This is a genomic window from Qipengyuania sp., from assembly GCF_042095715.1.
Taxonomy (GTDB): domain Bacteria; phylum Pseudomonadota; class Alphaproteobacteria; order Sphingomonadales; family Sphingomonadaceae; genus Qipengyuania.
Genome location: NZ_JBELMO010000005.1, coordinates 64,315 through 86,199, shown reverse-complemented (window position 1 = coordinate 86,199; position 21,885 = coordinate 64,315). Strand labels below are relative to the sequence as shown.

Below are 21,885 nucleotides of genomic sequence, written 5' to 3'. Positions count from 1 at the left end.
CCTGACGGGCAATGCGGCCGGTTTCCAGAGTGAGGGTCTTTCCGCCCCACTCCAGTTCTACTTTCTTGGTGTCGAACATTGATTTTCCTTTTGACCCACGGGCCAGATTGCGCCGCGGGGCCTCATATGCCGGGTATGCCGTCCCGGCCCGGTGCGGGGTCTGTCGCCCCAGTGAATGGGTGGGTGCCGAATTGCGCCCAGCCCGGATAGACGAAGGGGCGGCCCTTGGAGCCGCCCCTTCGAGAAACTCTTACTTGCGAAGGCCCAGCTTCGCGATCAGCGCGTTGTAGCGCTCCACATCCTTCTTCTTGAGATAGGCGAGGAGGGTACGGCGCTTGTTGACCATCGTCAGAAGGCCACGACGCGAGTGATTGTCTTTGTGGTGTTCCTTGAAGTGTTCTGTCAGGTTGCGGATACGCTCGGTGAGGATCGCGACCTGCACTTCGGGGGAACCGGTATCGCCCTTTTCACGGGCATTGTCGGTGATGATTTCCTGCTTCTTTTCAGCAGTAACGGTCATGCATTCTACTCCGCGACATCTAGTTTAGGTTGAAACCCCGGACGACCTTGGCCGTCCCGCCCGCGATCTCCATCAGCGCCACGGGCACATCGCCCAGTTTCGCAAGGTGAAGCCCGTCAGACTGGGGCAATCCCGACAGTATCCGGCCCTGGCGGACCGCCTGCGCGCCTGTCGGATCGAGTGCGAGGGCCGGGATGTCGTCCAGCCCCGCCTCCAGCGGCAGGAGGTGGTCTTGAAGCGGCGCGCCCTTACCGATTTCGTTCAGCTTGTCCAGCGAAATCGCCTGTTCCGCGAGGAACGGGCCAGCCTTTACCCGCCTGAGATAGGTAACGTGCCCGCAAGTTCCAAGCGCATGTGCGATGTCCCGTGCCAGAGACCGGATATAGGTGCCTTTGGAGACGCCCGCGAGCAGAGTCACCGTCTCCGCGGACACGAGCGGGGCGGCAGGGTTGTAGGGATCGGGCTGGGCGAAACCGACGGCCAGTTGAGAGGGATATTCTTGCCCCTGGAACCCGCTCACCAGATCCAGCGAATGGATCGTGACGCTGCGGGTTTTGAGCTCGACATCCTCGCCCGCTCGGGCGCGATCATAGGCGCGCTTGCCATCGACCTTTAGCGCGGAATAGGCAGGAGGCACCTGCTCTATCGGCCCCCGGAAAAGCTCGAGCACCGCGGCGACAGCTTCCATCGGCGGATAACGATCGGATGTGCGAACGACCGCCCCCTCGGCATCGAGCGTGTCCGTCTCGACACCGAACCGGATGGTGAATTCATAGATCTTGCTGGCATCCAGCAGGCGCCCCGCCAGCTTCGTCGCCTCGCCCACCGCGATGGGCAGCACGCCTTCGGCCAGCGGATCCAGCGTGCCGCCGTGCCCCACCTTTACCTTGCCGTATCCCGCTTCACGCAGGTTGCGCTTGACCGCGCCGACTGCCTTGGTGGAGCCGAGGCCGGGCGGTTTGTCGAGGATCAGCCAGCCGTGGGGGTGAGGGCGGTCAGCCACCCGCGACCAGCGCGGCAAGGTGCAGGAACCCGCTCATCGCGCAGTCGACCGCAGGTCCCACGGTCTTTTCCAGCACGCCCCATTGCGGTGCGAACCAGGTGAGCGCGACAAGGCCGAAAAACAGCAGCATGCCATAAGGGCGCAGCCGTTCGTAGGCGCGCGCCCAGCGCCGGGGCAGGGCGCCTTCCACAATGTGCGATCCGTCGAACGGCGGGATGGGCAGCAGGTTGAACAGCGCCAGGAAGATATTGATCAGAATGAAGTAGAACAGCGCCTGTTCGACCAGTCCCGCGCCCATCGCCATCCCCGGCGCGGTAAGCCCGAGCGCGATGGCGCCCAGCGTGGCGAGGACGATATTGGTGGCGGGCCCGGCGGCGGCCACCGCCATCATGCCGAAGCGCGGATTATCCAGGCGATGATGGTTGACCGGCACCGGTTTCGCCCAGCCGAACACTGGCGCCCCGGCCAGGGCGAGGACGCCCGGAACCAGCAGCGTGCCCACTGGATCGACATGGCGGATGGGGTTGAGCGTCAGGCGCCGCTGCTCCTTCGCGGTCGGATCGCCCAGGGCGAGGGCGGCCCAGCCGTGCGCCACCTCGTGAAACACGATGGCCACCACCAGACAGGGAATGAGGATCAGCGCAAGCTGCAGCGTTTCTGACATGCTGGCTATTTAGTGTCGCCGAGCGCCTGGCTGAAGTGGCGGCGACAAAGCGCGACATAGCGTTCGTTGCCTCCGACCTCAGTCTGCGCGCCGGCCTTCACCGCCATGCCGTCTTCACCCACCCGCAGGTTCATCGTGGCTTTGCGCCCGCAATGACACACGCTCTTCACCTCGATCAGCGAATCAGCGATGCCCAGCAGCACGGCGGAGCCGGGGAACAGATCGCCGCGGAAATCGGTCCTCAGGCCATAGCACAGCACCGGGATCCCGGCCTCGTCAGCGATCCGCGCGCATTGCCACACCTGCTTGGCGGTCAGGAACTGCGCCTCGTCGATCAGCAGGCAGGCCAGCGGGGTTTCGTCATGCTGCTGCGTCACTGCCTTCCACAGATCGGTGCCGGGCGTGAAGCGGTGCGAATCGGCTTCCAGCCCGATGCGGCTGCGCACCATGCCTTCGGACCGTGTGTCGAGCGCGGCGGTCCACAGCATGGTCGCCATGCCGCGTTCGCGATAGTTAAAATCGGCCTGCAGCAGATTGGTCGATTTGCCCGCGTTCATGCTGGCATAGTAGAAATAGAGCTTGGCCATCAGGCGCCGTCGTCGTCTTCCAGATCGCGCGCGACCTTGGGATCGTTGAGCAGGCTTTCGATCCGCTCGGCCTCGTCGAAGCTTTCGTCGGGCTGAAAATTAAGCTTGGGCGCGAATTTCAGGCCGAGCCGCTGGGCGACCTCTTTCTGGAAAAAAGCCGTGTTGGTGCGCAGCGCCTTGAGCACCGCGCCCTCGTCCTCTCCCAGCAGGGGTTTGACATAGGCCTTGGCGTTGCGGAGATCGGGCGTCATCCGCACTTCGGTCACGGACACGGAATGGGCGGTCAGCACCTCGTCATGCGCCTCGCCCCGGGCGAGCAGTTCGCTCAGGATATGGCGGACCCGTTCGCCCACCTTGAGGACGCGGACCGATTGTTGTTCGGGAGTGGATTGGTGACGGGCCATCAGGGAAACTTTTCGATAATTCTCTTGATCGAGCGGATGTTGCGCGCGGTGCCTTTGCACCCCAGGCGGCGTTCGATGAAGGCGCCCGTTAGCCTGGAGTTGCTGGCACCGGCGACATAATCGATGTGCAGCGCGCGCGTTCCGGGTGCAAGTCTTTCCGGCCCACGGCCTTCGTGATCCGCGAGGAGCGCCGTGAAGCGCGCGGGGGCGGGCTGGGCAGCGAGGAAATGGACGTGGACGAACTTGTCCTCCCCATCCGGCGTAAACGGATTTTCGGCAACGGCCTGTTCCAGTTCGCCTTTCGTGCGGACGGCGGCGAAGCTGTTTATGCCAAAGGTGCCTTGAAGGATGTTCGCGATGCGCGTTTCCAGCGCGGCATCGTCACCCTCGCGATGCGCGAACAATACGTTACCGCTGGCGACCGGCATTATGGCGCAGTGGAACCTGCTTCTTAAGCTAGGATCGGCAAAGCTCTTCGGAAACCACGCGAGGAGATGAGCGGACTTCAAAGCCTGCGCCGTTCCAACGCACCTGTTGCAAATAGCACGCCTCGTAGTCCGTCCATACGGCTGTCAGCATGTCGCTTCTTACGCTGTGGCGAAGGGTGAGCATCTGCTGCTCTTCCCCGCCGAAGGGGATGGGGTGGATCTGACCGGTCCTACGGTTGACCAGCAAATTGTTGCTACATCCGCTGCCGCAACCGATCCTGACGATCGTGTAATGTCCGTTAAAATTGACGCCTTCGTGCATCCCTTCGAGGATCCGGGTGCGAAGATACGAATACGCCCTATCACGGCCTGTGAAGTCAGGTGCCTGATAATCGGGTGAAGCGGAAGCCTGTGCTTGAGCAGGCGGTGCGCCTGCAACGGTGAGGGGGCCGAGCCCTAGCGCCAGAGCCGTAACTATTTTGTTCATTCCCCTGCCTCCGTTTCAAGGATCACCATCGCTTTAATGTCATAACCATCGGCCTCTCCCGCGCCACCGCACAATACACTTTTCAAGCGTCCGCCAGTGCGATGCAGTCCAGTCCAATTCATGATACAGGTGCCTCTGTCAGCAGGCACCGGTTGCGCGCCCCCTGCGAGATAGATTCTCTGAACCGCCATCATCTGGGTCGCATCGGCACCGAAGCCCTGTTTGCCCTCGATCACACCGCCGAACCCAACAATTCGGCCATCGTCGCCTGCCTTATCAGTGAATTGGATGAGGACGGTTCCCAGCTGCGCCCGCATGATGACGGCCACGTCGCAGGCGAAGTCGTTCTTTTCACCGTCAATGGTCACGCCAGAATCGGGATCGCAGGCGCCTTCGGCGATGATAGGGTCTGTGCCTGACTGGCCCGCCGATGCTGCCGGCATTGATAGCGCGGCTGCCACTGTTAATGCCGCAAGAATTTTCATACTGCTCACTGGATTGACCTCCCAACTCTAGAATGCCTCGTGGAATGGGAATTTATCAATTGTCCCGATCGTCGTCCCATTCATTACGGCGCGAGCCTCAGTTCTCGACACCACCTGTAGGACGAACTTTCGTCCCACACATGCCTGTTCGTGATCGGGATAAGGCTCAATCACCCATTGGCTGTAAGCGCGGCCGTCGTTGCCAACTGCTTCTTTCCGGATTTGTGCAAGCAGGCGATCATTGGGAGAGCGTAGGTCAAACCCCCAGCGCTGCGAGCTGATCTCATAGCGGATCGCTTGACGAAGCACGCCTTGATCATCGCGATCAGCATTTCGGACGAGATAAGTTGAATATGTCTTGCCATCCCACTCATTCTTGATCTCGAACGCTTCTGCATTTCCACGCAGAGCGGCCTCAACCGCACATTGGGCGGAAGCCGCACCACCGGTCGTCAGCGAAATAACGACGAGAAGGCCTTTCAAGATGTGACGCACCGACGTGGCTCCTTGTTGATACACAGGTTTTAGGATGGTTTTCCCCGTCTCCCAAGCGCTCCCGCTTGCCCGTTGCCCGCTCGGGTTTCTACCAAGGCATCATGGGGATGACGAATCTGCGAATTATGCTGGAGCGGAAGTTCGCCGACTGGCTCGGCGAACAGCAGGATCTTCAGAAACACATCGACGAGGTTACTGCCGCCTACGAGGCGCTTGATGAAAAGCGCGAGCGCCTCGAGAAGGTGGATCTTCTGCTGGAAAGCATGAAGACGATCATGTCGGAGATCGCCCCGACCTGGAAGCCTGAATCTATCCGTCCCAGTCGCAAGAACCAGATCAAGATCCCGTTCGATACGGGAGAAGCGACGCGCCTCGCCTTTGATATAATGCGACGTGCGGATCGCCCTTTAAGGACGCGTGAAATTGCGAAGCTACTCGTTCAGGAGCAGGGGCTTGATCCAGAAGATCGCGACCTTCTCAATCGTTTGAAGGTGGCTATCGATGCCAGCCTTCGAGCCAAGAAGGGAAAGCTAGCGGACTACACAGGAGAGAAGTTCCATCGGAAATGGTTCGTCATTAAGCGCGGCGGACCTAAAGAGCCTACCCAGTAAGGTAAGTTACGGCATCGCTGCCATCTTGATCGTTGGCAGGCGACGGTCCGACTCGTTTGGATTTGCGGCCTTGCCAGTAGCCGACAAGCGAAGCCGAGGGCGGTGTGTTTCCAATGGTTGAGATCATCAGGCGCAGGTGTTCTCCATTCGCCCTGCGCCGGTATTGCTCACGCCAGCCAAGCTCCATCGCATATCGATGAACATGGCCGCCGGAGATATGCTTGTGCACGCCACGCTCGGCGCATCGCATGCGTTCGAAGAAGCTTTCCGCCATATTGGTGCAGGCGCCGTTCTTTGAGAAATGCTCCGAGTGGTTGATGCGTTTCGTATCGAAGAGCATATGCAACCCTTCCCACTGCGGACTCATGTCAGCATGAACGACGGTATCTGGCAGGAGGGTATCACGTGCGATCTCGATTGCGTCACCTTCCTTTCCTAGCAGGAAAGTCCGCAGACGGCCGATCACACCCGCTTCATGGTCATCACGCTCGCGCATGACGACGATGAGCTTCTGCTTCTTCTTCGCCGCCGCCTTGTGCTTCTTCTTGAACTCGGCCCACAGCTCTTTCGAATTGGGCAGGCGGGGGAGGCTGCCGCCGAACACGGCGCCATCAATCTCAACCACGCCACCGAGCTGCATCGCTTCGGCATCTTTGCCCATAGCATCCCGAACCTTGTGTAAGAGCACCCAGGCGGACTTGTAGGTGATGTCGATTTCACGCGAGAGCCGGCAGGCAGCAACTCCCATCACACCGTTGGCGAAGATCGCGCAGGCTGTGAGTATCTTTCGGAACGAGAGCTTACGGTCCTTGAAAATCGTATGGCTGGTCACGCTGAATTGTGCGCGGCACGCCTTGTCCGAGCATTTCCAGCGACGGTTCTTGCGGATCATCCAGACATCGGTGCAGCCGCATTCAGGGCAGATCGGATTTCCGCCGTTTGATTCCCAGATGATGCTCTTGAATTTCTCATGGGCAGAGTCCTCCGACATTTCGGCGATGGTGAGAAGACTCATCGACCGGCATTGTGGAGAAAGGAGGAAGTGCTGCGCCATGGGTTCTGGTAGTGAATACCAGCATATATGGTGGTATGGCGGGATTGTCCAGAGAAATTACCATCATATATGATGGCGTTCGCCTTCAGTATCATATGCATCGCCGGTTGGCGTAGCGGAAACTACGTCCTACAAGGTTCGCAAAGGAGGAGCCGCGTCGATGGCAAATGACGAGAAAGTCTGGGAAGCTCTCGCGAAGAACACCCTTCGCGCAGCGATGATGCAGCGAGGTGTTTCCTATGCCGTCTTGGCTGAGCGGCTCGAGGAAATAGGCGTGCACGACAACGAGGTGAACTTGCGGAACAAGGTTGCCCGCGGCCGTTTCACTGCGGTGTTCTTGATGCAATGCCTCAAGGCTCTCGAGGCGGAGTGGATACACATTCCTGCATCTTTGGAAGAAGCAACTGGCAAGCAGGGCGCTCAACATCTCGCCAAGAAATCCAGAACGTCTGACTAAAGCTCGAGTGCCCTGGACGCATCTGGAGATGTGAATGCATCTTACGGCGCTAAGCAAGCTCTCTATCGGCGCCTTCCTGCGGCGTCCGACCAATTATGGTTGTGGTCAGTTAACCCTAGAGGCCGGAACGGCATATGATCATAAAATACATATACAAATCATCGCATTTGCAGATAGCAGACATTCCATCCTATAATGCCTGCACGTAGGAACCGCAGGCAACCGCCCGCCATTGTTCTGCCTACGTTCCGGGAGAATAATATGCTTGATGACCAGTCCCAGAATGGCTTCGACTTCGGCGAAGGGCCGGACGTCGGGAGCGTCATGGATGAGGTTCGCAGGCAACCTACGGCGATCTCGCTCTTCTCGGGCGGCGGCGGTCTCGATGTTGGCTTCCATCAGGCAGGATATCGCACGCTGGCGTGCGTCGAAATCGATGATCAGGCCTGCTTGACCCTCGAAGCTAACCGGGCTCGCTATTTCCCCGAGGCTGAGATCATCAACGCTGACGTCACCGAAGTCGACAAGGACGAACTGATGGTTCGGCACGGCCTAAAGCCGGGTGAGTTGGACGTCCTCTACGGGGGGCCGCCTTGCCAATCCTTCAGCCAGATCGGCAAGAAGGACAATCTGAACGACGTTCGCGGCCGTCTCCTTTTCGCCATGGTCGACTATGCCCGTATTCTCCAGCCCAAGGCCATTCTCATCGAGAACGTTAAAGCGCTGCAGTCCGCGCCCGATCTCAACGGTGTTCGTGGCGGCGCGCTTCGGCAGTTGCGGAAAGCGTTGGAAGATCTGGGATACGCAGTCGCATGCCGCGTCATCAATTCCGCCGAATTTGGGGTGGCACAGCTTCGTCAGCGCATCTTCATCATCGCTACCAAGGGCGATGCCTTTTCCTTTCCTCAGCCCGATCACGAACCAGATAGCTTCAGGACGGTGGGCGAGGCGATCTCTGGCCTCCCCAAGCCAGTCGCGAAGGGCAAAACGCCCAAGTTCGCGAATCACATCGATGTGACGCCCGATGGCGATAAGCATCGAATCAGCTTCGTCAGCGAAGGCAAGTTCCTGGCCAAGATGGAAGACGCACCGATCGAGGTTAAGGGACGACTTACCAAAAAAGACACTACAAAATTTCTGCGCCTCGGACGAAAGAAGCAGAGCAACACTCTGCGCTGTGGAGAGATCTTCTTCCATCCCACGCAGGACCGCTATCTGACGCCCCGCGAATATATGCGGCTGCACGGGTTTCCGGACGACTACATTCTCGAAGGTCCGATCCGCGGCAGGTCCGGCTCAGTCAAGAACCTAGATCAACATCGCCAGATCGCCAATTCGGTGCCGCCGCCTGTGGCACGGGCGCTGGCTGCAGCGCTGGCCGAGCGTCTTCAAGAAACGGCCGCCTAAAGGGGACGACAACGTGGACGAGCTCTATGACGCCGTGCGCGCTCTCTATGCGGATGAGGGCGCCGGCTACTGCTTTCCGCCGGACAAGCTCTGGGAGTATATCGATCCAAACGATTTGGATAGGACTCCCCACGCACTGATCAATATCCTTAAAAAGGAAGATTATATCGTCGGAACCGGCGGGAGCACAAAAGCCATCACTCCGGCGCGGAAGGGAGCCCCGGTCACTGAATATACCTTCGGCCCGTCGATTGACAGAAACTCGCTGGCGATCGTGCAGGCAAACCGGGCTGGGGCAACCCAGTCGACCACAAGTCCTTCTAGCCAATCTGCCGCCACGGTCACCGAGAACCCAAACGGAACATATCCGCTGGAACAGCCGCTGCAGCGGATCGTATACGGATGCCCCGGGTCGGGGAAAAGTCATCTTGTCAATGAGGACGCTAAGAAAGCCCACTTCACTGTCAGGACGGTGTTTTTCCAGGAAACGAGCTATTACGACTTCGTAGGCGGTCTGAGGCCGCAGTCGATTTATCGGGTCACCGACGAGCCTTCATCATACATCGGCTCGACGATCGACGTCCCAGGCGAACCAGTCATTCAATACGTCGTCCAGCCAGGCGCCTTCCTCAAGGCATACAGGCTCGCATGCGACTTCCCCGACAAGTCAGTGGTTCTGATTATCGAAGAACTCAGTCGCGCCGTGGCGGCCCACGTAATGGGGGACGTTCTACAGTTGCTCGACAGGATCGAGGACGGACCGGAAACCGGACTAAGCGTCTACGACGTAGACGCGAGGCCGGACATCGAATCCTGGCTTTTGCTCAACGAAGTCCAACATGCAAACGTCGACGCAGGAAAACTTCGCCTGCCAGCCAACCTATACATTTGGGCCACTATGAACAGGGCCGACCAGAACGCCCGTCAGCTGGACGCCGCCTTCCTCCGCCGCTGGTCGAAGACTTACGTTTCGTATCTCGAAGGAAGCAGCTTCGACGATATTCCCGTTCGCTACGGCGGTCAGGACGTCGCGTGGAGCGTCCTGCGGAACGCCGTCAACAAGCGGCTTCTCGACGCCGGGGGCATAGCTGAAGACAAGTTCGTCGGCGCCTACATGATCTCGGCGCGGAAGCTAACCGATCCGAACGCGGTATTCGAAGAACTCTGGGGCTATCTCTGGAACGACGTTCTCAAGACAAGAGCCCCGCAGATATTCGTTGACTGCGCGACTCTCGCGGAGGTTCGGGAGAAATGGAAGGCCGGAGAGGGTTCCGTCATCGGGCCTCTCTCTAACTGATCTATGCCTGACGGCTTCGGCATATTATCGGAAGGCAGCGTCGCTTCGGAGGCCGACTGGATATCGAACTTCGATGGCGATCGGTCTGTATTCTCATCCTTACTCTCTGACGGGATACTCAGAAATACTGGCACCGTGCGCGGAAAGCGCCAGTTCTCTCTCAATTTCGTGGGCGTGCTTGCGACAGGACGTTCGGTCTGGTTCTCCTTCCCGAAGGCCAGTCGAGCGCACAGGATGGAAGACGCCGACCTCATCCTGCAAACAATAATCGACTATCGGCATCGCACCGATCGCACGCGCTCATCGGCCGACTTCTCGCAAGACGCTGATCGAATGAAGATCGGAACGATCGTGGACACATTCAAAGCGCTGACGACATGGACACTAGATCGCGGCTTCCATCACGAGGCGGTGGTCCAGAATAGAATGGTGCTCGAGGCGATCGATTGGGATCGAACGATCAGCTCGACGCCGGCAATGCATTCTAACGGCTCAGTCGTGTATCCCGCCCCCGTAACCCGGATCAATTCATCCGCGATAAGTTCACTAGCCGAGATCCAGGCAATCGCGCTCCTTGATTTACAGAAGCGGCTTGGCCCCTTCGCTGACTTGTTGGCACCAAGTTCGACAGACCTCTGGCACGAATGCCATCAGATCCTCGATCAAGGCGACGCTATCGCGATACCGGACCTGATAGAAAGCAGCATCGACAATTACGCAGCGACGACAAACCGCGACGAGGATATGGAGCTCATCGCATTGCTACGCGACTGGACAACCGAAACTTGGTCCGCTGGCTCTTCGGTCATGGCATATGGCATTTCGTCCTTCCATACAGTCTGGGAAGACATCTGCGTCAGGACCATGGCGAACCTAGGCAGTCCGGTATCGCATGCAGAAGTGGCTAGTCAGCCAGCTTACCTTATCAATGGGCACGAATTCAGCCTCAAGCCGCAGCGTCCTGACATCCTACTCGACCGGTCGGGACGGATCATACTCGCCGACGCAAAATGGTATTTGCTGGACGCGAACTCTCTTCCACAAACGCCTGACGCGATAAAGCAGTTCGCCTACGAACTTTCGATAAGAGAAGATCTGCAGGTGGAAACGAACATGCTAATGCTGCCGACTGAAGACCACGATACTTGGGTCCTCGCCGGTATGCTGCATATGGCACAATCTGGAAGCCACGATCACAGGTTCAGGACCGTTTCCGTCATCGCGCTGAACTGGAAGCATCTGTCTCGCCTCTATGTGCGGCGGGAGGGGCTGGGGAACGACTTCATCGCGCAACTGACTGCGCTCGTTGCATCCAACCAGCAGATCCCCGTATTGAAGGCCTAGATGGCCGATACGGTGGACCCGGCCACAAGATCAGAAGTGAAGCACTGTCTGCGATCGCGAGTGATCTCTCCCTGCTAGGCGCTAATTGGTTCCACAGCGCCATAATGCCGCTGGCGACGACGGTCGACACGTCTTCGAACCCGTCCTTTTCGAGCGCGGCCTTCAGCTCCGCCATCGTGAGACGATTGCCGCCGACGTTGATCGATCCCAGCAGGGCGACGCGATGCGGCATATGTGCGCTCTCCGGACAACTTGCGACAAAACGCGACGCAACCTGGCGCGCTTTTGGCCGTATAGACTGTAACACAACGCGGCGCGGGCCAAGACCCTTCCCTTCCCCCCGGGCCTGCGCCGCGAAAGTGACCCTTCCAAAAACTGGGGCGCCCCTATCCAGGGCGCCCCTTTTTTGTTTCGGTTGTGTCGTGGGATCAGAGGGTGCGCTCGCGCTCCTCGACCTCGAAGACCTCGAGCTGGTCGCCGGCCCTGATGTCGTTCGTATCAGCCAGCACCACGCCGCATTCCAGGCCTGAGCGGACTTCGTCCACATCGTCCTTGAAGCGCCGTAGCGAGGCGATGGTCGTCGCCGAGACGATGACGTCCTCGCGCGTGAGACGGGCATGGAGACCCTTGCGGATGACGCCTTCCACCACCAGCAGACCGGCCGCCTTGTCGCGCTTGCCTGACTTGAAGACTTCCTTGACCTCGGCGCGGCCCACCACGTTCTCGACCTTGAGCGGGCCGAGCTCGCCGAGCATCTCCTTGGTGATGTCCTCGGTGAGGTGATAGATGACGTCGTAGTACTTCATCTCCACATTGTCGCGCTTCACCAGTTCGCGCGCCTTGGGATTGGGGCGCACGTTGAAGCCGATGATCGGCGCATTGCTGGCCGCGGCGAGTTGCACGTCGCTTTCCGTGATCGCACCGACGCCCGCGTGAAGCACGCGCACCTTGATGTCGTCGTTGGACAGGCCGTGAAGCGCGGAGTTGATCGCCTCGACCGAACCCTGCACGTCGGCCTTCACCAGCACCGGGAACTCGATGACGTTCGACTGGAGGCCGGCGAACATCGTGTCGAAGCTGGTCGGGGCCAGCGCGGTGCGCTTCTCGGTCGCCTTTTCCTGGCGATACTGCGCCACTTCTCGCGCGCGCTGCTCGTTTTCGACCACGGTCAGCACATCGCCCGCACCCGGCACCCCGCCGAGGCCCAGGACCTCGACCGGCATGGACGGGCCGGCTTCCTTGATTTGCTTGCCCTGATCGTCGACGATGGCGCGTACACGCCCGCTTTCCACGCCCACCACGAAGGTGTCGCCGCGCTTCAGCGTGCCGCGCGTCACCAGCACGGTCGCCACGGGGCCGCGGCCCTTGTCCAGCTGCGCCTCGATTACGGTGGCTTCCGCTGCGCGATCGGGGTTGGCCTTCAGCTCCAGCAGTTCGGCCTGGAGCGCGATCTCTTCGAGCAGCTCGTCGAGATTGGTCTTGTTCTTGGCCGAGATCTCCACATCCTGCGTGTCGCCGCCCATATCCTCGACGATCACCTCATGTTCGAGCAGGCGTTCGCGCACCCGCTTGGGGTTGGCGTCGTCCTTGTCGATCTTGTTGATCGCGACGATCATGGGCACGCCCGCGGCCTTGGTGTGATTGATGGCCTCGATCGTCTGCGGCATGATGCCGTCGTCGGCAGCCACAACCAGCACCACGATATCGGTGACATTGGCACCGCGCGCACGCATTTCCGTGAAGGCGGCGTGGCCCGGGGTGTCGAGGAAGGTGATCTTGTCGCCGCTCTTCGTCTTCACCTGATAGCTGCCGATGTGCTGGGTGATGCCGCCCGCCTCGCCGCGCACCACATTGGTGCCGCGCAGCGCATCGAGCAGGCTGGTCTTGCCGTGATCGACGTGGCCCATGATGGTCACCACCGGCGGACGCGGTTTCTGCGACTCCTCCGGATCGGTATCGACGGAGGTATCGATGTCGACATCGCTTTCCGAAACGCGCGTAATGTTGTGGCCGAACTGTTCGACCAGCAGCTCCGCCGTGTCCTGATCGATGGTCTGGTTGACGGTGACCATCATGCCCAGGTTGAACAGCTCCTTCACCAGGTCGGCGCCCTTTTCCGCCATGCGGTTGGCGAGTTCCTGCACCGTGATAGCCTCGGGGACGACCACGTCGCGGACCTGCTTCTCGCGCGGCTTGGACGAACCGCCGCCATGCATGCGGCGTTCCTTCTCGCGCGCACGCTTGAGCGCGGCGAGGCTGCGGGCCCGGCGGCCTTCGTCCTCGTTGAGGGCGCGGGTGACGGTCAGCTTGCCCGAACGGCGCTTGTCGGCGCCCTCGGCGCGTTCCGGCGTCGCGGTGGCGGCACGCTTGTCGTCCTTGGCTTTCTTGGCAGGCTTCTTGGGCTCCGGGCGCTGCACCGGAGTGAACCGACGCGGCACGGGGGCCGGAGTCGCGCTGTCGTCTGCGGGGGCCTCGGCCTCGGACGCTTCCGCTGCCTCGGGCTCTTCGCTTGTCGCTTCGGCGGCGGCGGGCTCTTCTTCTCCACGCTCGGCGGCTTCGGCCTCGGCCTTGCGGTTTTCCTCCGCGCGGCGCTTTTCTTCCTCGGCGGCGGCGCGGGCCTGTTCTTCCTCGCGCTTGCGGGCCTCTTCGGCCTGCCGCATGCGATCGTCTTCGGCCTCGCGCTGGAGACGGGCGACGCGTTCCTGCGGCGTTTCCCCGGCAGGGGCCTTGGGCGCGGGCTTGTTGGCGACCGGCGCGGGCGCGGGTGCGGTGGCCGGTGTCGGCTCCGGAGCGGGCGGCGGGGGCGGGGGCGGCGGAGGCGCGGCCTCGCCCGGCTTCACCAGCTTGCGGCGCCGCTTTACCTCGACCGCCACCTTGTTGGTGCGGCCGTGGCTGAAGGTCTGTTTGACCTCACCCGCTTCCACGGACCTCTTGAGGCCCAGCGGCTTGCGGGTTGGCTTGTCGGTGTCTTCGCTCATCTGGTTCGTCGGTCCTTCAAATCTCGTCATCGTCCAGGGCGTGCGATGGCCGCTCGCCCCGTAAATCGGCTTCCGCAGGCCCCGGTTCGGCCCCAAGGAAATGCAGCAGGCGCTGAAGCGGACTCAAAATCCGCTCGGCCGCCCTGGGGTCGGCCAGCGCTAGGTGGACGACATTGTCGCGGCCCAGTGCCACAGACAAAGCCTCCCGGTCCAGAGGCAAGATTGTGCCCCTGTCGCCCGACCCTTCGCGTTCCTCACCCACGCGCCAGGCCTGATCGAGCTTCTTGCGCCCGTCTTCACTGGCATCACTGGCATGCAGCAGCAGCGCGACGCCGCCGGCCCGCGCCGTTTCGGCAATGCGCTGGGTGCCCAATATGATGGCGCCACTGCGCATTTCCAACCCCAGCCGATCGGCAAGCGCGCGGCGCAGGGCGGCCTCGGTGCGCGCGGGCAGATCGCCGGGAATGTCCAGCCCACCGGTCTTGAACGCGCGTGCCAGCGCACCCTTCAGCTTTCCGTTGGCCAGCGCGGCTTCCAGTTCCGCACGCGACACACCGATCCAGGCGCCGCGTCCGGGCGCCTTGGCCTGCGCATCGGGCAGCACCAGCCCATCGGGCGACACGGCGAGCCGCACCAGCGCGGCGCGCGCCCCGTTCTGCCCCGTGAGGATGCAGCGCCGCTCCGGCTCGGAACCCCGAGCCGGCCGGCCGTCAGCGATGTCGGGCGTCAGGCGCTCATTGTTCGGAGTCCGCATGCGCGGCCTCCTCGGTGGCGGGCTCGGCTTGGGCAGTCGGCTCCTCGTCCTCGAACCAGTGCGCGCGGGCAGCCATGATGATCTCGTTGCCCTGTTCCTCGTTCAGACCGTATTCGCCCAGCACGCCGCCCTTGTCCTCGGGACGGGCGCGGTCGCGATCGCGGCGCATCGGCGGGCCCGTTTCGGGGCCGGACCGGCGGCGCGGCGCTTCGCGCTTCTTGGCGATCAGCTCGTCGGTGGCGAGATCGGCCAGATCGTCGAGCGTGGTGATGCCTGCCTTGCCCAGCGTGACCAGCATGGCCTCGGTGAGATGAGGGATGTCGGCCAGCGCGTCTTCCACGCCCAGGCCCTTGCGCTCTTCGCGGTGTGCGGCTTCCTGCCGCTCCAGCGCTTCGATGGCGCGGCTCTGGAGCTCTTCGGCCAGCTCCTCGTCGAAGCCTTCGATGCCTGCCAGTTCCTCGATCTCGACATAGGCGACCTCTTCAAGCTCGGCGAAGCCTTCGGCCACCAGCAGCTGGGAGAGTGTCTCGTCCACGTCCAGTTCCTCTTCGAACATCTTGGACCGCTCCGCGAATTCCTTCTGCCGCTTGGCGGAGGATTCCTCCTCGGTCATGATGTCGATCTGGTTGGCGGTGAGCTGGCTGGCGAGGCGCACGTTCTGGCCGCGGCGCCCGATGGCCAGCGAAAGCTGATCGTCGGGGACCACCACCTCGATGCGGCCATCCTCTTCGTCCAGCACCACGCGGCTGACCGTGGCTGGCTGCAACGCGTTGACGATGAAGGTCGCCTGATCCTCGCTCCAGGGGATGATGTCGATCTTCTCGCCCTGCAGTTCCTGCACCACCGCCTGGACGCGGCTGCCCTTCATGCCGACACAGGCGCCGACGGGGTCGATGCTGCTGTCATGGCTTATGACGCCGATCTTGGCGCGGCTGCCCGGATCGCGGGCGGCGGCCTTGATCTCGATGATGCCGTCGTAGATTTCGGGCACTTCCTGCGCGAACAGCTTCTTCATGAAGTCGGGATGCGCGCGGCTGAGGAAGATCTGCGGCCCGCGGTTGTTGCGCTCCACCTTGGTGATCAGCGCGCGGACGCGCTCGCCAACACGCGCGGCCTCGCGCGGGATCTGCTGGTCGCGGCGGATCACGCCTTCGGCGCGGCCCAGGTTTACGATCACATGGCCGAACTCGACCGACTTGATGACGCCGGTGATGATCTCGCCGGCGCGATCCTTGAATTCCTCGAACTGGCGCTCGCGCTCGGCGTCGCGGACCTTCTGGAAGATCACCTGCTTGGCGCTCTGGGCGTCGATGCGGCCCAGATCGACCGGGGGCAGCGGATCGACGATGAAGTCACCCAGCTTGGCGTTCTTGTCGAGCTTTTCGGCGGCCTTCAGATCGACCTGCTTGAAGTAATCCTCGACCTCCTCGACCACTTCGACGACGCGCCACAGGCGCAGGTCGCCGCTCATCGGATCGAGCTTGGCACGGATGTCGTTCTCGGCGCCGTAGCGGGACCGGGCGGCCTTCTGGATCGCCTCTTCCATCGCCTCGATGACGATGGCCTTGTCGATCATCTTCTCGGATGCGACCGAATTGGCGATCGCGAGCAGTTCAGCCTTGTTAGCGGAAATGGCACTGGCCATCAGTTGTCTGCCTTTTCTTCTTCGATGTCTTCGATTTCAACGATTTCATCCGCGCCGCTGGTGTCGAGCGGGCGGGTGGCGGCGATCAGCGCGTCGGTAAGGACGAGCTGGGCCGAATGAATCTGATCGCGCGGCACGGCGATTTCGCCCGCCTTGCGATCCGCGAGGGCGACCATGTCGCCCTCGATACCCTTGAGATCGCCCTTGAACACGCGCTGGCCGTCATAGCCCGTGTCCATGACGATGCGCGCTTCGTGGCCCGCCCATTCGGCGAAGTCCTTCGCGCGGGTCAGCGGGCGGTCGATGCCGGGGCTGCTGACCTCGAGGTGATAGGCACCCTCGACCAGAACGGTGCCCTGTTCCTCCAGCGTGTCCAGCGCGTCGGACACGCGGCGGCTCAGCGCGGCGCACTGGTCGATGATGAGCTGGCCCGTCGCCGGGTCCTCCGCCATGATCTGCAGCGCCAGCGCGCCGTCGCCGGCTTCGGACGGCATCATCTTCACGCGTACCAGATCAAGCCCGAGCGCGGCGGCTTCGGGTTCGATGACTTCGGTCAGGCGTGCGATATCGGCCATTGCGCTCCACTTGTCGGTTCGCATTGCTGCAACGCGGTTTCGTGCCGGCCCCTTGCGGCGCCAGCCCTTCAAAGTTGCGACAATGTCGGGATGCGAGTCCAGATAGGCGCGGGCGATGCGAAAGGCAATCCCCAACCACGCTGGCCTGTGAACACTTCGGCGTGTGGTGTCGATTTCGGGCGGAGGGTGCGTGCGATCGAGGCCCTAATCTTCCTGCAACAGGCTGTGCTTCTTGATGCAGTGGCGCAGTTGGTCGTAGCTGAGGCCCAGCGCCTGCGCGGTATGCCTCTGGTTCCAGCGATGCTTGCCCAGCGCATGCTCCAGAATGGCGCGTTCGTGCGCTTCCACGGCCCCGCGCAGATCGTCGATCGATCCGTAATCCGGGCCCGAAACCGCCGCTTGTGGGGCCTCCGTATGGCCGCGCGCCGCGCCTGCAGGCGGCGGCGGCGCGGGCTTCCAGGGGCTGTCGAAGGGGTCGAACTGTACGTGCCCCACCGGCTCCTCCGGATCGTCCCAGCGATAGATCGCGCGCTCCACGACATTGCGCAATTCCCGCACGTTACCGGGCCAGGCATAGGCGGCCAGCTCTTCCGCGACATGCGATGCGAAGCCGGGCCAGGTGTCCCATCCCAGCTCCGCGGCCATGCGGCGCCCGAAGTAATCGGACAGAACCAGCACGTCTCCTTCGCGCGCGCGCAGAGGTGGGAGGGTGATGACCTCGAAGCTCAACCGGTCGAGCAGGTCGGAACGGAATTCCCCGCGCTTCGCCTTGGCCGGCAGGTTCTCGTTGGTGGCAGCGACGATGCGCACGCTCACCCGGATCGGACGCGATGCGCCGATGCGCGTCACTTCGCCATATTCCACCGCGCGCAGCAGCCGTTCCTGCGCGCCCATCGACAATGTGCCCAGTTCGTCGAGAAATAGCGTGCCCCGGTCGGCCTCCTCGAAACGGCCGACGCGCGCCTTGGTAGCACCGGTGAAGGCACCCGCTTCGTGCCCGAACAGCTCGGCTTCGATCAGAGTCTCGGGCAGCGCGGCGCAGTTCATGGTGACGAGCGGCTCGTCCCAGCGAGAGGAAAGGCGATGCAGGCGCTCGGCGATCAGTTCCTTACCGGTTCCGCGCTCCCCGATTACGAGGACCGGGCGCTGCATCGGAGCGGCACGACTCGTCCGCTCCACCGCGTCGAGGAATGCCGAGGACTGACCGATGAACTGATTTTCCCGCTCCATGACCGCAGAATAGTGCTTTTCACCGATTCTTGGCAAGAATTCCCGATACCAAAGCACCATATCACTCGACAAACGACGAATTTCCGCCTTTCGCGGGGTTTGGCATGGCCGTTGCAAAACTGTTTGCAACACCAATCGGGAGGAACCCACCATGTACGATCGCCGCTTCTTTTCGACCCGTCTTGGCCAGGCTGCCCTGGCTTCGATCGCGGCGATGACGGTTTTCGTCGTCATGTCGACTCAGATTGCGGTGTCGGCGCCAACGGCGCATATTGCCGCCATGCAGACCACGGAACTCGCGTGACCCAGGACCGCGGCGATAGACCCGGTGGCGAGGAGCCCCGGCGCCGCTCGCGCCTCGAGGTCGAGGTCGAGCGTCTGCGTCGCTCGCCCACGCCGACACAGCGCGGCAAGGGCGAGGCGATGTCCGCCTCCGACTGGACGGACACCGCCAAGGTGGGGGCCAAAATCGATGAATTTTTCTCCAACGGAGCACCTCTGATGGGTATTTTCAGCCGCACGCGCGATATTATCGCGGCCAATTTTAACGACATGCTCGATAAGGCGGACGATCCGCAGAAGATGATCCGCATGATCATCCTCGAGATGGAGGAAACCCTCGTCGAGGTCCGCGCGAGCGCCGCCCGCACGATCGCCGACCAGAAGGAGATGCACCGGCACACGATCAAGCTGGACAAGCTGCAGGCCGACTGGTCCGAAAAGGCGCAGCTCGCTCTGAGCAAAGATCGCGAGGATCTGGCGCGCGCGGCCCTGGTCGAACGCAAGAAGGCCACGGACATGTCGGAGCAGCTCAAGGCCGAGATCGCGGTGCTCGACGATGCACTGCGCGCCTATGAGCAGGACATCCAGAAGCTGCAGAACCGCCTGCGCGAAGCGCGCAGCCGACAGACGGCAATCGCGGCGCGGCTCGAAAGCGCGGAGAACCGCGTGAAGCTCAGGAGCCTGATGACGAACGAGCGGGTCGACGATGCGCTCGCCCGATTCGACCAGCTCGAGCGCCGGGTGGATTACGCCGAGGGACGCGCCGATGCGCTTCAGATCGCGGATGGCAACGGTAAGCCGAGCTTGTCCGACGAAATCGCTGCGCTCGAAGGCGCCGACGTGATCGATGACGAACTCGAACAGATGAAACGCGCGCTCGGCAAGGGCGACAACGGCAAGCAGGAGGGTTGAGCCATGGAGGAGGTACTTGCAATCGTCGCGATCTTTATCGCGCTGCCGTGGATCATCCTTCATTACATCACGAAGTGGAAGACATCCGCCACCATCACTTCTGACGACGAGGTGCTGCTGGAAGAGCTCTACAACCTGGCCAAGAGGCTGGACGAGCGGATGGACACGGTCGAGCGACTGGTGGCGAGCGACAACCCCGAATTCCAGCCCAGACGCCTCGTCGCCGACCTGGAATCGGACAACCAGCAACTGCGCGAGCTGGAACAATTGATGGCCGAGAAGAAAGGACTGAGCCGGTGAACACACCTCGTACCACTCTTTATCGAGACAAGCAGAATGCGAAGCTCCTGGGTGTGTGCTCGGGGATCGCCGACTACACCGGAGTAAACGTCTTCTGGATCCGCATTTTCACTGTACTTCTTGCGCTGATGGGGCCGCTCGCCGGAATCATGATCCCCGCTTATTTCATCGCCGGAATGCTGTTGGAGAAGAAGCCGCCCTACCTTTATTCCGACCAGAAGGAACAGAAGTATTGGCAAGGCGTGCGGCAGAGCCCGAAGCGCACGGCGCGCGAAATCCGCAGCCGCATGAAGGACATCGATCGCCGCTTGGCCGAAGTCGAAAGCTTCTACGTCAGCAGCAACCCGCGCCTCAATGCGGAGATCGAACGCCTGCGCTGAGGGCGAGGTAACAGGGGAAGGCAAAGCTATGGATTTGGGCATACTCATACCGATCGCGGGCATAGTCATGGGGTGCGGCATCCCCATGGTGGCGATCAGGTCCAAGACTCAGTTGAAAATGGCGCAGATCAACGCGAGCGCCGCCGCCCACAGCACGGCCGAACGCGCTGCCCAATACGCCAGCCGGGTTCAGGAACTCGAAGACCGCGTCCGTGTGCTCGAACGCATCGTGACCGACAAGGGCTATGACGTTGCGACGCAGATCGAAGCGCTGCGGGACAGTCGCTCGGTTGAAAGTGCCGACAATGGCGTAAGCCTGGACTTCGCGCGCAAGGAGACCGTGTAATGGATAATATGTTCATCGCCGTCATCGTGCTGGTCGCGACACTTGGCTGGCTGATAAACAACTGGATCCGTGCCAAGCATGGCTACCCGTTGGAAGACGAATGGGGCGGAAAGAGCGACAAGATCGACAGCGGTGAGACCAAGCGCCTGCGCGAGGAGAACGCCATGCTGCACGATAAGCTCGATACGATGCAGGACCGGATGATCGTTCTGGAAAAGATCGTCACCGATCGCGGCTATTCGCTGAGCGAGGAAATCGAGGCGCTGCGTCACGACGAGCGCAAGGCGCTCCGCGGGACCGTCGATGCAAAGGGGGACTCGTGATGGAACCGCATATCATAGAGGCTCTCAGCATGCTCGCGCCGCTGATCGCCGTGGTCACCCTGGTAGGGACCGGGGGGTGGGTGCTCACGACATGGCTGCGCATCAAGAACGGTTATCCGCTGGAATCCAGCTGGGGCAAGGCCATCTATCCCAAGGACAAGGTGTCTGAAGAGCGCGTGAAGCTGCTCACTCAGGACAACGCACAACTTCGGGCCGAACTGGGTGCTGTCAAGGACCGCCTGGCCAATGTGGAGCGCATCGTCACCGACAGCGGTTACCAGCTGACGCATGAGATCGATCGCCTTCGCGACGGAAGGGAAGTGAACTGATGAGCTTTGCCCAAGCCATGGTACTCGTCGCCTTTATCGTGGTGGGACTGCCCGTCATTCTGGGCATCGGCATGGAAACATTGAAAATATGGCTGAAACATCGCGAACGTCAGATGGAGATCACCGCTGAGCGAACCGCGGAGAAGGCCGCGCAATATGCGGCGCAGGTGGAGCGGCTCGAACAGCGTATGCGCGTGCTCGAACGCATCGCGGTCGACGAGGGCAACGAGTTGGCCATGCAGATCGAGGATCTTCGCGATACCGGATCCAAGGGGAGCGCCTTGCAATGAGTTTCTGGACTGCCGCCGTCGTCATTGTGGCCATCTGGGCCTTGGTGACCATCTATTCGCGACGCAACGACGGTGCGTTGGGGGTGACCCGCGACGAGGACGGCAACCCGGTTTTTCCGCCCACCGACGCCGCCGAGCAGGCACGCGAGATCGCCGAGTTACGTGAACGGATCAAGGTTCTCGAACGCATCGCGACCGACAACAATTCGCTTTCGTCCCAGCAAACGCGACAGATCGCCGCCGATATCGAGGCGCTTCGCGACCGGCAGGACGGTTGATTGCAAACCATCAGGAGGTG

At 61.6% G+C, this 21,885-nt stretch carries 30 protein-coding genes; 14 read left to right on the top strand and 16 right to left on the bottom strand.

The features are described 5' to 3' along the window. Positions 1-250: 250 nt before the first annotated feature. The 9 genes from rpsO to ACFDTG_RS03000 are packed head-to-tail and all read right to left on the bottom strand — an operon-like array spanning position 251 to position 5,073. Positions 251-520: a 30S ribosomal protein S15 gene (gene rpsO / locus ACFDTG_RS03040; protein ID WP_375289613.1), complete on the bottom strand. Its 270-nt coding sequence runs from the start codon at positions 518-520 to the stop codon at positions 251-253. A 19-nt stretch (positions 521-539) separates the two neighbouring features. Continuing rightward, positions 540-1,523, bottom strand: a complete 984-nt coding sequence (truB, locus tag ACFDTG_RS03035) for a tRNA pseudouridine(55) synthase TruB (protein WP_375289612.1) — start codon at positions 1,521-1,523, stop codon at positions 540-542. Continuing rightward, the gene (locus ACFDTG_RS03030) at positions 1,516-2,187 is read right to left on the bottom strand and encodes a site-2 protease family protein (protein WP_375289611.1); all 672 of its coding nucleotides are present in this window, start codon (positions 2,185-2,187) and stop codon (positions 1,516-1,518) included. The genes truB and ACFDTG_RS03030 overlap by 8 nt, the downstream gene beginning before the upstream one ends. A 5-nt stretch (positions 2,188-2,192) precedes the next feature. Further along, on the bottom strand, positions 2,193-2,774 hold the full coding sequence (locus ACFDTG_RS03025; protein WP_375289610.1) for a thymidine kinase: 582 nt from the start codon (positions 2,772-2,774) through the stop codon (positions 2,193-2,195). After that, the gene (gene rbfA / locus ACFDTG_RS03020; RefSeq protein ID WP_375289609.1) at positions 2,774-3,178 is read right to left on the bottom strand and encodes a 30S ribosome-binding factor RbfA; all 405 of its coding nucleotides are present in this window, start codon (positions 3,176-3,178) and stop codon (positions 2,774-2,776) included. The genes ACFDTG_RS03025 and rbfA overlap by 1 nt, the downstream gene beginning before the upstream one ends. Next, the gene (locus ACFDTG_RS03015; RefSeq protein WP_375289608.1) at positions 3,178-3,606 is read right to left on the bottom strand and encodes a DUF1697 domain-containing protein; all 429 of its coding nucleotides are present in this window, start codon (positions 3,604-3,606) and stop codon (positions 3,178-3,180) included. The genes rbfA and ACFDTG_RS03015 overlap by 1 nt, the downstream gene beginning before the upstream one ends. Before the next feature lie 28 nt (positions 3,607-3,634). After that, positions 3,635-4,093: a hypothetical protein gene (locus ACFDTG_RS03010; RefSeq protein WP_375289607.1), complete on the bottom strand. Its 459-nt coding sequence runs from the start codon at positions 4,091-4,093 to the stop codon at positions 3,635-3,637. Then, entirely contained in the window at positions 4,090-4,587 is a 498-nt protein-coding gene (locus tag ACFDTG_RS03005) for a hypothetical protein (protein ID WP_375289606.1), read from the bottom strand. Before ACFDTG_RS03005 ends, ACFDTG_RS03010 begins: the two co-directional genes overlap by 4 nt. A gap of 18 nt (positions 4,588-4,605) precedes the next feature. Beyond that, the gene (locus ACFDTG_RS03000; RefSeq protein ID WP_375289605.1) at positions 4,606-5,073 is read right to left on the bottom strand and encodes a hypothetical protein; all 468 of its coding nucleotides are present in this window, start codon (positions 5,071-5,073) and stop codon (positions 4,606-4,608) included. Between the two features lie 101 nt (positions 5,074-5,174). Between ACFDTG_RS03000 and ACFDTG_RS02995 the strand changes: the two genes are divergently transcribed. Then, positions 5,175-5,684, top strand: a complete 510-nt coding sequence (locus ACFDTG_RS02995) for a hypothetical protein (protein WP_375289604.1) — start codon at positions 5,175-5,177, stop codon at positions 5,682-5,684. Here ACFDTG_RS02995 and ACFDTG_RS02990 read toward each other — a convergent pair. Continuing rightward, positions 5,674-6,699 carry an IS1595 family transposase gene (locus tag ACFDTG_RS02990; protein ID WP_375289603.1) on the bottom strand — a complete coding sequence of 342 codons (1,026 nt, stop codon included), beginning with the start codon at positions 6,697-6,699 and terminating at the stop codon, positions 5,674-5,676. The two genes, ACFDTG_RS02995 and ACFDTG_RS02990, sit on opposite strands and share 11 nt — an antisense overlap. Positions 6,700-6,898: 199 nt before the next feature. Between ACFDTG_RS02990 and ACFDTG_RS02985 the strand changes: the two genes are divergently transcribed. The 4 genes from ACFDTG_RS02985 to ACFDTG_RS02970 all read left to right on the top strand — a co-directional run bounded on the left by ACFDTG_RS02985 (position 6,899) and on the right by ACFDTG_RS02970 (position 11,243). Further along, positions 6,899-7,195 carry a DUF6471 domain-containing protein gene (locus ACFDTG_RS02985; RefSeq protein WP_375289602.1) on the top strand — a complete coding sequence of 99 codons (297 nt, stop codon included), beginning with the start codon at positions 6,899-6,901 and terminating at the stop codon, positions 7,193-7,195. A 261-nt stretch (positions 7,196-7,456) separates the two neighbouring features. Beyond that, positions 7,457-8,602, top strand: coding sequence for a DNA cytosine methyltransferase (locus tag ACFDTG_RS02980; protein ID WP_375289600.1), 1,146 nt, complete (start codon positions 7,457-7,459; stop codon positions 8,600-8,602). A gap of 13 nt (positions 8,603-8,615) precedes the next feature. After that, positions 8,616-9,899 (top strand): AAA family ATPase, encoded by a 1,284-nt coding sequence (locus tag ACFDTG_RS02975; RefSeq protein WP_375289599.1) that lies wholly within the window; start codon positions 8,616-8,618, stop codon positions 9,897-9,899. 3 nt (positions 9,900-9,902) lie between these two features. After that, entirely contained in the window at positions 9,903-11,243 is a 1,341-nt protein-coding gene (locus tag ACFDTG_RS02970) for an LlaJI family restriction endonuclease (RefSeq protein WP_375289598.1), read from the top strand. Here the strand turns inward: ACFDTG_RS02970 and ACFDTG_RS02965 are convergent. The 6 genes from ACFDTG_RS02965 to pspF all read right to left on the bottom strand — a co-directional run bounded on the left by ACFDTG_RS02965 (position 11,182) and on the right by pspF (position 18,425). Continuing rightward, positions 11,182-11,475, bottom strand: a complete 294-nt coding sequence (locus tag ACFDTG_RS02965; RefSeq protein ID WP_375289597.1) for a DUF1697 domain-containing protein — start codon at positions 11,473-11,475, stop codon at positions 11,182-11,184. The two genes, ACFDTG_RS02970 and ACFDTG_RS02965, sit on opposite strands and share 62 nt — an antisense overlap. Positions 11,476-11,671: 196 nt before the next feature. Further along, positions 11,672-14,221, bottom strand: coding sequence for a translation initiation factor IF-2 (gene infB, locus ACFDTG_RS02960; protein WP_375289596.1), 2,550 nt, complete (start codon positions 14,219-14,221; stop codon positions 11,672-11,674). 16 nt (positions 14,222-14,237) lie between these two features. Beyond that, on the bottom strand, positions 14,238-14,975 hold the full coding sequence (locus tag ACFDTG_RS02955) for a DUF448 domain-containing protein (RefSeq protein WP_375289595.1): 738 nt from the start codon (positions 14,973-14,975) through the stop codon (positions 14,238-14,240). Then, positions 14,956-16,620 (bottom strand): transcription termination factor NusA, encoded by a 1,665-nt coding sequence (gene nusA, locus ACFDTG_RS02950; RefSeq protein WP_375289594.1) that lies wholly within the window; start codon positions 16,618-16,620, stop codon positions 14,956-14,958. The genes ACFDTG_RS02955 and nusA overlap by 20 nt, the downstream gene beginning before the upstream one ends. Further along, entirely contained in the window at positions 16,620-17,195 is a 576-nt protein-coding gene (gene rimP, locus ACFDTG_RS02945) for a ribosome maturation protein RimP (protein WP_375289593.1), read from the bottom strand. Before rimP ends, nusA begins: the two co-directional genes overlap by 1 nt. A gap of 204 nt (positions 17,196-17,399) precedes the next feature. Then, complete coding sequence (pspF, locus tag ACFDTG_RS02940) at positions 17,400-18,425, bottom strand: phage shock protein operon transcriptional activator (RefSeq protein ID WP_375289592.1); 1,026 nt, start codon at positions 18,423-18,425, stop codon at positions 17,400-17,402. A 151-nt stretch (positions 18,426-18,576) separates the two neighbouring features. Between pspF and ACFDTG_RS02935 the strand changes: the two genes are divergently transcribed. From ACFDTG_RS02935 to ACFDTG_RS02895, 9 genes are read left to right on the top strand one after another with little or no spacing between them, the layout of a single operon-like run. After that, positions 18,577-18,729 carry a hypothetical protein gene (locus ACFDTG_RS02935; protein WP_375289591.1) on the top strand — a complete coding sequence of 51 codons (153 nt, stop codon included), beginning with the start codon at positions 18,577-18,579 and terminating at the stop codon, positions 18,727-18,729. After that, complete coding sequence (gene pspA, locus ACFDTG_RS02930; protein ID WP_375289590.1) at positions 18,726-19,619, top strand: phage shock protein PspA; 894 nt, start codon at positions 18,726-18,728, stop codon at positions 19,617-19,619. Before ACFDTG_RS02935 ends, pspA begins: the two co-directional genes overlap by 4 nt. Positions 19,620-19,622: 3 nt before the next feature. Further along, on the top strand, positions 19,623-19,919 hold the full coding sequence (pspB, locus tag ACFDTG_RS02925; protein ID WP_375289589.1) for an envelope stress response membrane protein PspB: 297 nt from the start codon (positions 19,623-19,625) through the stop codon (positions 19,917-19,919). Beyond that, positions 19,916-20,299, top strand: coding sequence for an envelope stress response membrane protein PspC (gene pspC, locus ACFDTG_RS02920; RefSeq protein WP_375289588.1), 384 nt, complete (start codon positions 19,916-19,918; stop codon positions 20,297-20,299). The genes pspB and pspC overlap by 4 nt, the downstream gene beginning before the upstream one ends. Before the next feature lie 28 nt (positions 20,300-20,327). Next, entirely contained in the window at positions 20,328-20,645 is a 318-nt protein-coding gene (locus ACFDTG_RS02915; protein WP_375289587.1) for a hypothetical protein, read from the top strand. Further along, complete coding sequence (locus ACFDTG_RS02910; RefSeq protein WP_375289586.1) at positions 20,645-20,968, top strand: hypothetical protein; 324 nt, start codon at positions 20,645-20,647, stop codon at positions 20,966-20,968. Before ACFDTG_RS02915 ends, ACFDTG_RS02910 begins: the two co-directional genes overlap by 1 nt. Continuing rightward, on the top strand, positions 20,968-21,297 hold the full coding sequence (locus tag ACFDTG_RS02905; RefSeq protein WP_375289585.1) for a hypothetical protein: 330 nt from the start codon (positions 20,968-20,970) through the stop codon (positions 21,295-21,297). The genes ACFDTG_RS02910 and ACFDTG_RS02905 overlap by 1 nt, the downstream gene beginning before the upstream one ends. After that, complete coding sequence (locus tag ACFDTG_RS02900) at positions 21,297-21,587, top strand: hypothetical protein (RefSeq protein WP_375289584.1); 291 nt, start codon at positions 21,297-21,299, stop codon at positions 21,585-21,587. Before ACFDTG_RS02905 ends, ACFDTG_RS02900 begins: the two co-directional genes overlap by 1 nt. Then, entirely contained in the window at positions 21,584-21,865 is a 282-nt protein-coding gene (locus ACFDTG_RS02895) for a hypothetical protein (RefSeq protein WP_375289583.1), read from the top strand. Before ACFDTG_RS02900 ends, ACFDTG_RS02895 begins: the two co-directional genes overlap by 4 nt. The last annotated feature ends 20 nt before the right edge of the window (positions 21,866-21,885 follow it).

What these genes read in the sequence shown, in the direction of transcription:
- ACFDTG_RS03025 (WP_375289610.1), bottom strand. Translation starts at nt 2,774, where the DNA reads ATGGCCAAGCTCTATTTCTACTATGCCAGCATGAACGCGGGCAAATCG.
- ACFDTG_RS02965 (WP_375289597.1), bottom strand. Translation starts at nt 11,475, where the DNA reads ATGCCGCATCGCGTCGCCCTGCTGGGATCGATCAACGTCGGCGGCAAT.
- ACFDTG_RS02955 (WP_375289595.1), bottom strand. Translation starts at nt 14,975, where the DNA reads ATGCGGACTCCGAACAATGAGCGCCTGACGCCCGACATCGCTGACGGC.
- ACFDTG_RS02980 (WP_375289600.1), top strand. Translation starts at nt 7,457, where the DNA reads ATGCTTGATGACCAGTCCCAGAATGGCTTCGACTTCGGCGAAGGGCCG.
- ACFDTG_RS03010 (WP_375289607.1), bottom strand. Translation starts at nt 4,093, where the DNA reads ATGAACAAAATAGTTACGGCTCTGGCGCTAGGGCTCGGCCCCCTCACC.
- ACFDTG_RS02935 (WP_375289591.1), top strand. Translation starts at nt 18,577, where the DNA reads ATGTACGATCGCCGCTTCTTTTCGACCCGTCTTGGCCAGGCTGCCCTG.
- nusA (WP_375289594.1), bottom strand. Translation starts at nt 16,620, where the DNA reads ATGGCCAGTGCCATTTCCGCTAACAAGGCTGAACTGCTCGCGATCGCC.
- pspF (WP_375289592.1), bottom strand. Translation starts at nt 18,425, where the DNA reads ATGGAGCGGGAAAATCAGTTCATCGGTCAGTCCTCGGCATTCCTCGAC.
- ACFDTG_RS02900 (WP_375289584.1), top strand. Translation starts at nt 21,297, where the DNA reads ATGAGCTTTGCCCAAGCCATGGTACTCGTCGCCTTTATCGTGGTGGGA.
- rpsO (WP_375289613.1), bottom strand. Translation starts at nt 520, where the DNA reads ATGACCGTTACTGCTGAAAAGAAGCAGGAAATCATCACCGACAATGCC.
- ACFDTG_RS03015 (WP_375289608.1), bottom strand. Translation starts at nt 3,606, where the DNA reads ATGCCGGTCGCCAGCGGTAACGTATTGTTCGCGCATCGCGAGGGTGAC.
- ACFDTG_RS02995 (WP_375289604.1), top strand. Translation starts at nt 5,175, where the DNA reads ATGGGGATGACGAATCTGCGAATTATGCTGGAGCGGAAGTTCGCCGAC.
- rimP (WP_375289593.1), bottom strand. Translation starts at nt 17,195, where the DNA reads ATGGCCGATATCGCACGCCTGACCGAAGTCATCGAACCCGAAGCCGCC.
- ACFDTG_RS02915 (WP_375289587.1), top strand. Translation starts at nt 20,328, where the DNA reads ATGGATTTGGGCATACTCATACCGATCGCGGGCATAGTCATGGGGTGC.
- ACFDTG_RS02970 (WP_375289598.1), top strand. Translation starts at nt 9,903, where the DNA reads ATGCCTGACGGCTTCGGCATATTATCGGAAGGCAGCGTCGCTTCGGAG.
- ACFDTG_RS02910 (WP_375289586.1), top strand. Translation starts at nt 20,645, where the DNA reads ATGGATAATATGTTCATCGCCGTCATCGTGCTGGTCGCGACACTTGGC.
- ACFDTG_RS02985 (WP_375289602.1), top strand. Translation starts at nt 6,899, where the DNA reads ATGGCAAATGACGAGAAAGTCTGGGAAGCTCTCGCGAAGAACACCCTT.
- infB (WP_375289596.1), bottom strand. Translation starts at nt 14,221, where the DNA reads ATGAGCGAAGACACCGACAAGCCAACCCGCAAGCCGCTGGGCCTCAAG.
- ACFDTG_RS02990 (WP_375289603.1), bottom strand. Translation starts at nt 6,699, where the DNA reads ATGAGTCTTCTCACCATCGCCGAAATGTCGGAGGACTCTGCCCATGAG.
- ACFDTG_RS02905 (WP_375289585.1), top strand. Translation starts at nt 20,968, where the DNA reads ATGGAACCGCATATCATAGAGGCTCTCAGCATGCTCGCGCCGCTGATC.
- pspB (WP_375289589.1), top strand. Translation starts at nt 19,623, where the DNA reads ATGGAGGAGGTACTTGCAATCGTCGCGATCTTTATCGCGCTGCCGTGG.
- rbfA (WP_375289609.1), bottom strand. Translation starts at nt 3,178, where the DNA reads ATGGCCCGTCACCAATCCACTCCCGAACAACAATCGGTCCGCGTCCTC.
- ACFDTG_RS02895 (WP_375289583.1), top strand. Translation starts at nt 21,584, where the DNA reads ATGAGTTTCTGGACTGCCGCCGTCGTCATTGTGGCCATCTGGGCCTTG.
- ACFDTG_RS03030 (WP_375289611.1), bottom strand. Translation starts at nt 2,187, where the DNA reads ATGTCAGAAACGCTGCAGCTTGCGCTGATCCTCATTCCCTGTCTGGTG.